Annotated in this window: 8 protein-coding genes; 5 read left to right on the top strand and 3 right to left on the bottom strand. The window is 39.0% G+C overall.

What is annotated here, in order from left to right; translation table 11 throughout:
* Positions 1-50: 50 nt before the first annotated feature.
* A complete protein-coding gene (locus BN2425_RS21540) occupies positions 51-1,007 on the bottom strand; it encodes a D-2-hydroxyacid dehydrogenase (protein WP_042464014.1) in 957 nt (318 codons plus the stop codon).
* Positions 1,008-1,248: 241 nt separating this feature from the next.
* Between BN2425_RS21540 and BN2425_RS21535 the strand changes: the two genes are divergently transcribed.
* Positions 1,249-2,457 carry an MFS transporter gene (locus tag BN2425_RS21535; protein ID WP_042464012.1) on the top strand — a complete coding sequence of 403 codons (1,209 nt, stop codon included), beginning with the start codon at positions 1,249-1,251 and terminating at the stop codon, positions 2,455-2,457.
* Between the two features lie 132 nt (positions 2,458-2,589).
* On the top strand, positions 2,590-4,539 hold the full coding sequence (locus tag BN2425_RS21530) for an LTA synthase family protein (protein WP_042464009.1): 1,950 nt from the start codon (positions 2,590-2,592) through the stop codon (positions 4,537-4,539).
* Positions 4,540-4,583: 44 nt separating this feature from the next.
* On the opposite strand, the gene BN2425_RS21525 is transcribed toward BN2425_RS21530, so the two are convergent.
* On the bottom strand, positions 4,584-4,856 hold the full coding sequence (locus BN2425_RS21525; protein WP_042464007.1) for a YqhV family protein: 273 nt from the start codon (positions 4,854-4,856) through the stop codon (positions 4,584-4,586).
* A gap of 309 nt (positions 4,857-5,165) precedes the next feature.
* Between BN2425_RS21525 and BN2425_RS21515 the strand changes: the two genes are divergently transcribed.
* From BN2425_RS21515 to BN2425_RS21500, 3 genes are all read left to right on the top strand, one after another.
* A complete protein-coding gene (locus BN2425_RS21515; protein WP_042464002.1) occupies positions 5,166-6,713 on the top strand; it encodes a spore germination protein in 1,548 nt (515 codons plus the stop codon).
* Entirely contained in the window at positions 6,710-7,864 is a 1,155-nt protein-coding gene (locus BN2425_RS21510) for a Ger(x)C family spore germination protein (protein WP_042464000.1), read from the top strand. The genes BN2425_RS21515 and BN2425_RS21510 overlap by 4 nt, the downstream gene beginning before the upstream one ends.
* Positions 7,865-8,089: 225 nt before the next feature.
* Positions 8,090-9,193: a GerAB/ArcD/ProY family transporter gene (locus BN2425_RS21500; protein ID WP_042463996.1), complete on the top strand. Its 1,104-nt coding sequence runs from the start codon at positions 8,090-8,092 to the stop codon at positions 9,191-9,193.
* Between the two features lie 101 nt (positions 9,194-9,294).
* Here the strand turns inward: BN2425_RS21500 and BN2425_RS21495 are convergent, their stop codons facing one another.
* Positions 9,295-10,059, bottom strand: coding sequence for a sulfite exporter TauE/SafE family protein (locus BN2425_RS21495; RefSeq protein WP_042463995.1), 765 nt, complete (start codon positions 10,057-10,059; stop codon positions 9,295-9,297).
* Between the last annotated feature and the right edge of the window lie 128 nt (positions 10,060-10,187).

Genomic DNA, 10,187 nt, shown 5'->3' with positions numbered 1-10,187 from the left:
CCTTTCTCGACAATCTGAGCTGACTAGAAAGTCAGCTTTTTGTGTTCGTGCTAATACCCACGTTCTCTATCTACCAAACCAGCCAAAGGCTGATCATTTATGTATTGATGGAGATTTTCTACAAAAAATTTACCCACGCCTTCAACGGTACTTGGACCAGACAAGTGTGATGTAATATAAACATTTGGCAAGCTATAGAAAGGGTGGTCCGCAGGCAATGGCTCAGTCTCAAACACATCAAGTACAGCCGTTTGAAGCTGGCCTGGCTGGAGGACAGTAATTAAGTCATCCTCATTAATCAAAGCCCCACGTCCGACATTAATTAGACATGCCGACGGTTTCATGGCAGAAAGGATATCTTTATTTATTATATGAAAGGTATCGTTAGTAAGCGGAAGGGTCAACACTAAATAGTCGAGGTCTTTGACAAACTCTGTCCAATCGCCAGAGTCAAAGTGCCGGTCAACTAATGATGTGTGTTTGCCGCTCAAGCTTAACCCATGGATTGTCATATCAAAGGCGCGTGCTTTTCGAACGATTTCAGCCCCTATGGAGCCTAAACCAGCTACCCCAATCGTCTTGCCGGCTAAAGATTCAGAAACAAAAGGATCCCATTGCCTGTTTTGTTGGGCTTGTATCATACGCTGGACATTTTTTACTAAGTACAATAGATAGGTAAAAACGTATTCGGATATCGCAGGGCCAAATTGGTCAATGATTCTGGTCAAAAGGATGTTGGCTGGAATCAGATTATCTTTTACCAAATCATCTACTCCTGCTCCGATGGATTGAAACCATCGTACAGATGAACCATATTGCTGTCTAAGCAATTCAGTGGGAAACTTCCATCCCAAGATTATCTCCGTGTTAGGCAAATGCTGTTTTGCCTCCTCATAGGTTGCTGCTTCCGTTACTTCCGAAAAACCGTGAAGACGGATATAGTCCGCATATGCTTTGGCCTGCTTTGGATGAAACACTAAAATGTTGGGCTGCTTGAGTGTTGCCATGCTGTTCCTCTCCTTTATCAAAAGAATCTCTCATTTGTAAACTTTAGTTAAACTATAGAGGAAAAAAAACGGTTTATCAATTGAGAGGAAGATAAGGCAAGAAATAAGCATTTTACAAAGTGAACGTTTGTTGAAGAATAATATTTCGGGTATCAAAATATTTAAATTTTGTGGTATGATAGCCATTATTAAATAATAAATGGAACAAATCCATAATGAATTGACTTGGAGATGGATCAGTATGCCTGTGTGGAAGCGTAATCTATATGTTTTATGGGTCGGAGTATTTTTTACAGCAGCTAGTTTTTCGATGGTTATTCCTTTTTTGCCAATCTTTCTCCCTCAGATTGGTGTGAAACAACACGTAGAATTATGGTCTGGGGTCTTATACAGTGCAGCCTTTTTCGCTGGTGCACTTTCTTCTCCTTTTTGGGGGAGTTTGGCAGATAAGTATGGCCGAAAGCCAATGATAATTCGGGCTGGTTTTGCTTTGTTTGTAATTTATACGTTAACCGCCTTTGTGACAAGTCCTTATCAATTATTAGCATTAAGGATTTCCCAAGGACTACTGACAGGATTTATTCCTGGTGCCATTGCCTTAATTGGAACCAATACCCCTAACAGTAAAGTTGGCTATGCATTATCTTTAATCTCTACCGCTTCGGCTTCAGGGAATATTGTTGGACCCTTGCTAGGCGGAGCGATCGCACATTTGGCTGGAAACCGCCTGGCATTTGGCAGTGCAGGTTTAATTGTATTTATTTCCACCATTCTTGTGGTTTTCTGGGTGAAGGAAGAGAATTTTACTCCAAATAAACAAAAAGGTTCTGTTAGGAACGATTTTAAACAGGCATGGACGTATCGTCCATTTGTTCTTGTCCTGTTTTTAACAGTCGTTACTTCCGGTTCAGTTATGACAATTGAACCAGTTCTGCCTTTATATATTGTTAAATTGGGCGGCAATGCTGAAAATGCTTCTCTATTAGCTGGAATTGTCTTTTCTCTTCCAGGGATTGCCAGCGCGTTATTTGCTCCATTCTGGGGCCGGTGGGCAGATAAGGTTGGTTTTCAACGTGTTCTTGTAATTGGCTTACTTGGGGGAGCAATTGGGACGCTTGCCCAAGTTTTGTTTAGCCAAATTTGGGGCTTCTCCATTATTCGATTTATTTACGGTGTGTTTTTCTGTGCGGTGTACCCAGCTCTAAATGGACTAGTTGTGAGGTCTACACCGGATGATTTCCGTGGACGAGCTTTCAGCTTTAACCAAACCGCCAATCAAATTGGTGGAATGGTTGGACCAGTCGTCGGCGGATATATTGGAGGCATTTTTCCTGCTCAAAGTGTTTTTATGGTAACCGGATTGTTATTACTGGCCGCAACGGGTATGGCATATTGGAAAGGAAAAGAGTTTAATGGCAGGGTGAAACATGATTTAATTCATGAAAAATAAACTAGCAGCTTTTCTTAGAAGAAGGATATATTTCCTATTTAGTTAAATAACAGTGGATTTGGCTTCAATATGCTTGACATGACCTGTCGGATTTATGGCATAATAGTGCTTTGGAAGGCGAGGTGTAAGTAAATGAATAAATTACGAACCAGAGGTCGGTTTATTCTTGATCAATACAATGGCTTTTTCCTTTTGGCTGTGATTGCACTTTGGATAAAAACTTATACAGCCCAATTAACACAATTTGACTTAGGTATAGAAAATACTTTGCAGAAATTCCTTTTATTTATAAATCCGTTAGGCTCATCATTGTTGTTTTTAAGCCTTTCATTCTTCTTTAAGGGGAGAAAGAAGTATATTTGGCTGATTGTCATTGATTTTATTTTATCGTTTTTATTATATGCCAATATTTTATTTTATCGGTTTTTTAATGACTTTATTACATTGCCAACTATTACACAGACACAAAACTTTGGGGATGTTAGCGGCAGCGTTGGTTCTTTGTTAAAGTCATATGACTTTTTATTCTTTCTAGATATTATAGTATTAATCAGTCTATTACTTTTTAAAATAGTAAAAATGGAGCATGTTGATGGCAATCCCCGTCGAAAACTGCCTGCCATTGTTTCTTTAGCCTTAACCATCTCTTTTGTGAATTTAGCTTTAGCTGAAGCGGACCGTCCTCAACTATTAACTCGGGGATTTGACCGTAACTATATTGTTAAATATTTAGGAATGTATAATTACACGATTTATGATGCGGTCAAAAGTACAAAAGCTTCTGCGCAAAGAGTTATGGCTGACAGTGATGATATTACAGAAGTCATCAACTATACAAAATCTAATTATGCGGCTCCTAACCCTGCCTATTTTGGCAAAGCAAAAGGGATGAATGTGATTTATCTTCACTTGGAGTCGATGCAAAATTTCTTGATAAACTATAAGCTTCACGGGGAAGAAGTAACTCCATTTTTAAATTCTCTTACAAAAGATCAAAATACCTTGTATTTTGATAACTTCTTCCATCAAACTGGTCAAGGGAAAACATCAGATGCGGAATTTATGCTGGAAAATTCGTTATTTGGATTGCCACAAGGCTCTGCTTATACGACGAAAGGCACGAATACGTATCAAGCAGCACCAGCTATATTGGGCCAACAGGGTTACACATCAGCTGTATTTCACGGGAATTCAGGAAGCTTTTGGAATCGCAATGAAATTTATAAGTCATTCGGTTATGATAAGTTTTTCGATGCCAAAAACTATAATATAAATTCTGAAGATCTTGCAGAATATGGCCTTATGGACAAACCGTTCTTTTCGCAGTCCGTTCCGCTATTAGAATCATTACCGCAGCCTTTTTATACAAAGTTTATTACAGTGTCCAATCACTATCCATATCCGCTGAAGGAACAGGATGCTACGATTGCTCCAGATACAACGGGAGACCCGTCGGTGGACAACTATTTTCAAACAGCGCGGTATGCTGATGAGGCATTAGAGCAATTCTTTTCTTATTTAAAAGAATCGGGTCTTTATGACAACTCTATCATCATCATGTACGGTGACCATTATGGTATTTCTGAGAATCATAATAAAGCCATGTCAAAAGTGATGGGTAAAGAAATAAATGGATTTGAAAGTGCAGGATTGCAGCGGGTGCCTTTACTGATTCATGTTCCGGGAATCGAAGGTGGAGTCCAACATCAATATGGCGGACAAGTTGACCTGCTTCCTACATTGCTCCATCTGCTGGGAATTGACAATAAAGACGATGTACAGTTCGGGACAGACCTTTTATCCGAACAGCATGACCAAATTGTACCGTTCCGAAATGGTGATTATGTCAGTCCTGACATCACTTCTGTTGATGGCAAATACTATGATTCCAAAACGGGGACGAAGCTAGAACAAAATCAAATGGAAGATGCGAAAAAATATAAATCAATTGTTGAACAAAAATTAGCTCTTTCGGATAAGGTAGTTAATGGCGATTTGCTACGATTCTATACTCCGAAAGGCTTTACTCCGGTAGACCGGTCAAAATATGACTATAATGAAAAAGAAGCGACAACAAAATAACATTTTTAAAAAGCTGCTTTGGGAATAATCCTAAGGCAGCTTTTTTAAGCCTTTAAAACCCCGATTAAGATACAGCTGACACCAAGAAAAATCCATCCAATTTTGAATAAAGATAGGTTTCCCATTCCTAGAACTCCAATGGTAGTGGTAAGAACTAGGATAATCGGTCCGACCAGGGCAAGCGAACTGTTCACCATAAGGGCCTTTTCAACTGAATTAAATTTTAGCATGAGCAGCGCCGCGAAAATTTCAATACTCCCCGAAAGCACCCTTAACAAGGCCATTCCTAATACCGCTTTTTCAATAAAAATAAACATAGGAACCTCCTTAAAAAGATTTCATTTCCATTATATGTTTGTATTTCGTTAATAGAAGGACAAGAATTCGAAACTCTCTATTTGCTGTTTCTTCCAAGGGATAAATTTCTAAATGTGGGTTATATTAAAAACTGATTTAGCTGAGTCCGTAACAACCCTTTTAGAAATTGCTCTGTTAACGTTAATGATATTTGACTCTGTTGATTGGAACGGAAGGGGCAAGTCCGCGGGTTCGCTGAGCTTCTTTCGCTGCAATCAACAGCCAAATTTAACGGAGCCAAAAAATATGATACTGTGGAGTTTTGAGCAATGAAGAAATTTAAAAAATTCAAGAATGTAGAATCAAATGCATTAACTAGCGATGAAACACATAAAGAGATAAGTCCAAAATTAACAGACAATATAAGCATTTTAAAAGAGTTGTTTAAAGATTGTTCCGATATTGTCTTCCGCCCAATCGTGGCTGGCAAAGCACATGCATTTGTCGTGTTTGTAGATGGATTTATTGATTCCAAATCTGTAGAACTGAATGGGATCCGCCAGCTTTTGGAAGAAGTAGAAACAGAAAGGATATCAGCCAATTTATTGATGGAACGAGTAATCTCATTAAGTTCTGTCTCTGAAACATCCAAATTGGACGATGTCGTAAGCAATGTCTTAAAGGCTAATACCGTGTTGCTGGTAGATGGACTCACAAAGGGGATTATATTTGATGCTAAAGGAGGTGACCGGAGAACGGTTGCCGAGCCGCAGACAGAATCTTCCGTCCGTGGTTCCCGAGAAGGCTTTACCGAAAGATTACGGGTAAACACAGCTCTTGTCCGGTCTAGAGTTCGCTCGAATCGTTTGAAAATATTATCAAAAGATATTGGCGAGGAGACAATGACAGGTATTGCCGTTCTTTATATTGAGGGGATTGCAGCTCCAAATTTAGTGGAAGAAGTGCTGTCAAGGCTCGACAAAATTAGTATTGATGGAATTTTAGAGAGCGGTTATATCGAAGAATTGATTGAGGACAGTGCTTGGACCATGTTTCCCCAGATTCAAAATACAGAACGCCCTGATACGGTTGCAGCCAATCTATTAGAAGGCCGTGTAGCGATTATAGTGGATGGAACTCCCTTCGTTTTAATTTTACCGGCGACATTTTGGCAGTTTTTTCAAGCCAGTGAAGATTATTATGGCCGATTTCAAATCTATATCTTCCTAAGATTCCTTCGGATCGCGTTTGTGTTTATTGCGCTCACTTTACCTGGAATCTATGTAGCAGTCACTACCTTCCATCAAGAAATGATTCCTACCTCATTAATGTTGTCGATTGCCGCAAGCAGAGAGGCGATCCCATTCCCAATGTTTGTTGAGGTAATGATTATGGAGCTATCGTTTGAAGCATTAAGAGAAGCAGGGATCCGACTTCCTCAGGTAGTTGGGCAAGCGGTTGGAATCTTGGGAGCACTGGTTATTGGACAGGCAGCAGTCGAGGCAGGTATTGTATCGGCACCAACTGTTATTATTATTTCACTTACTGGTATCTCTTCATTTACCATTCCAAGATATAACATGTCGGTTGCTTTTCGTATGTTACGTTTCCCATTAATTTTTCTCGGTGCTATGTTTGGGTTATTCGGAGTCGTTTTAGGCGTTTTGGCAGTGTTAACGCATCTGTGCAAACTGAGATCGTTTGGCATCCCATATTTCTGGCCACTTGCTCCCATGTCCGTAAAGTCGTTAAAGGATGTCTTTTTACGAGTGCCATGGTGGGCCATGGACCGAAGACCTAACCAGCTAGTAAAGGATGATGTTGTCAGACAGACTGAGAATACCGGAAAAATAAGGGAAGAAGGGAGTTCCTCATGAAAAAACTTCGTTTGATCCTCTGTTTCACCCTGCCTCTATTCATTTTAACGGGATGTTGGGATCGGACTGAAATAAATGATAATGCCTTTGTTCTTGCCACCTCTGTGGACAAAGCTCCAAAGGAAAAATATAAAGTAGCCATCCAAATTCCATTGCCAAGTTCGATGGGCGGATCCGGTTCGAGCGGCGGTGGAGGAGGAACAAGCGGTGGAGGTCCAATATCTGTTCTTGTAGGAACAGGAGATAATATCCGGCAAAGCTTAGAGGATGTACAGGCAAGGTTGTCAAGAAAGATATTTTTCGGTCATCGACGAGTATTCATTATCGGTGAGGATTTAGCTAAACATGGGATCAAGGAGGCATTACTTGCTACCTTTATTCATCCTCAATCAAGGTTATCAACTTTTTTAGTTATTTCTAAGGGTGAGGCTGTAAAAATGTTACAGGCACAGCCAAAAATGGAACAATTCTCAGGAGAAGCCATTAGAGAAATGTCTAAGACATCCTTGAATATGACAGCAATGGATGCTATGCAAGATTTATCCCGTCCAGGAAAGGATATTGTCGCCCCCGTAATCGAATCCACTGGCACCACCAAGAAGGAAAAGAATGGGAAAGAAATTTTGATGGGGAGTTACGCGTTATTTAACAAGGATAAGATGGTATTCACTACAAACAAGAGTGAGTCCCAGGGGATTATGTGGCTTAATGAGAAAATGGTCAAGAAACCTTTCTCCTTTCAAGTGCTAAAAAATAAGGAAATATCAGTTCAAATTATTAACAGCAGCATAAAACCTGCTTTCCAGATTGTGAATGGAAAACCTTCCTTTGATCTAAAAGTGAGAGCAATAGGAATTCTTTTAGAAAATGAACCAGATTTGAGGATTGAGGACCCTAAGACCTATCATTTAATCATCAAAAAGATGGAAGAAATGATTAAATCTAATATTAAAGCTGTCTTAGATCATGCACATTCCGAGGGAATAGATGTTTACGGGTTTGGTTGGTATTTGTACCGTAATCACTATCATGAATGGAAGAATAACTGGGAGGAAGATTGGGAAAAGACTCTTCCAACGCTGAAAGTAAATATTCATGTAGATTCTGATATACAAAGAACCACCAATACAGGAAATATCGAGAGGAAATGAAAACATGGATATCGGTATTGTATTTGTCTGGCTCACATTAATCATCTACGTTTTTGTGATGTTAAAAGGAAAGATTTTAGCAAAAAAAGAAAGAAAATGGATGTATCTGCTTGTTTTAGCAGTAATAAGCTGCACTATCTTACAAGGATTAAATATCAATTTGAATATTGTGACAGTGTTCTTAAATAATACATTCGGGAGTCTTTCTAGAATGGTTGTGAATATATGAAACAGAAAATATCCAACTTACAAGTGATGTTTTTAGTAGCAAATTTTATTGTAAGTGCAACGGTCATTAGTCTTCCGCAAATTACAGTTCATATCGGGGGACAAAGTGCCTGGATTGTACCCTTAATGATCTTGCCGATATTAATCCTAATTGTTTACCTTTTGTTTGGAAAGAAAAAGCATGCCGAATCCTTAAGAGAACTTTTTATGGTAGAAAAACACAGCAGTTTTTGGGAAAAGGGTTTTCTTTTCTTCTTTTTACTCTTTCTCCTGTTAACTTTTATTCGTGATTTAAGAGCCATGATTGATTTTGTGGCATCTGTCCTTTTGCCTAGTACACCGATTTCAGTCATTATGATATTGACCGTTTTGGGCATTACTTACGTTGCTATGGCCGGGTTAGAGGTTACAGCAAGAATAAATGCGATTTATTTTGTTATTCTGGGGTTTGTAATTGTAATACTGCCCATAATAATGCTGAATGAGGCAGACGTTAGAAATTTTCAACCCCTGCCTACCTTTCATACTGCATTGTCGCTCATTAAATCTGTATATTTCACGTTTTCGTGGCTGGGTGAGATGTTAATCATTCTCATAGTAGTTGGAAATATTAACCCTATAAAAGCAGCAAGAAGTGCCGTTCTATGGGGAGCTATTATAGGGACAGGATTATTCCTCATCGTCATTGTGATGCAGATTGCTGTTTTGGGGAAAAAAATAGTGATGGAAGCTACATTTCCATCCTATATACTCATTCAACAAATCAATCTGACAGATTTCCTGGACCGGCTTGATTTAGTCATTGTGGCAGTTTGGGTTCCCACACTCATAACGAAAGCGGCGTTTTTGTTATACGGCATCAACCATTGCTTTAGTATTTTTTATAAATCTAACACGAATAAGTTTTTATTTCCTTTTGCTTTTATTTTGGGTTATATCTCCATCCTTATATTTAAGAACAGTATGGAGCATATTCATTATTCTTTTTATACATGGAGTTCGTTAGGGCTTATTTTGGAGGTCATTCTCATTGGGATGTTCCTGATCATCAAGAGAAAATCAAGAAAAAACTTAGAAGGACCCGGAAGACCAGTATTATAATCACAACATAGTAGACATAAGAAAGCAGAGGCGGCTTTAGTCCATCCTCTGCTTGTAACACTATTGGTATACAGGGCTTTATATTTGGACCGTGAATATGATTATATTAGCTTTATGCCGCTTAGTAAGATCATAATGGCCAAAATGGTTCTTAAAGGTTTCGCTGGGAATTTGGATGATAGGCTGCTTCCTATAATCACACCAGGAATGGACCCCAAAAGTAGGTTGACAGCTAACATATAATCTACGTTTCCAATACCAGCATGCAAAATTCCTGCTGCGGTCACTAATAAAAAAGCGTGGGCAATATCAGTTCCGACCAGTTCTGAAGGACCCAACCGATACAGATATAACATGGCTAGCGCAAACATAGAACCTGAACCTATCGAGGTAAGACCAACTATAAATCCCAGTACTGCTCCGATTGCGATTGACATAGCTCGTTTTTCCTCTACAGGCTTTAGCTGAAGCTGATTCCATTCAATTTTATTTTTCATAAAGGTTTTAATTAAGGTAGCAACGGCCACTAATATTAATACATATCCGAGTGAGTGTTTAATGATTTGTTCCTGATTATGAAAGTAGGCGTTAAATAAATGGAGAATGCCTACTGCGAGGAGAGCGCTTGGGATACTTCCAATCGCTAGGTACTTGACAAGCTTTAAGTTAATCGTCTTTTGTTTGAAATGCTGAATAGAGCCAAATAATTTAGTAATGGAGTTATAAAACAGGTCTGTACCAACCGCAATGGAAGGATTAATCCCTAATAAAATTAAAATAGGTGTTAATAGAGCTGCACCGCCTACACCGGTTAATCCAACCATAAAACCAATAAAAAGCCCCATAAAGATGATGCCTATACTCATTGGGCATACACTCCATATCTCTAGCTAAAGATACAATAAGGTATGAAGTGGTCAAATGCCATGTTACACAAACTTTTCTAAAAAAAATTGGGAGGAACTCCTCCCTTAGAAATATACCCAATAGACCA

It is taken from the genome of Neobacillus dielmonensis (assembly GCF_000612665.1).
In the GTDB taxonomy this organism is placed as follows: Bacteria; Bacillota; Bacilli; order Bacillales; family Cytobacillaceae; genus Neobacillus; species Neobacillus dielmonensis.
Note: the sequence above shows the minus strand (reverse complement) of the source record. Positions and strands in the feature narration are given on the sequence as shown.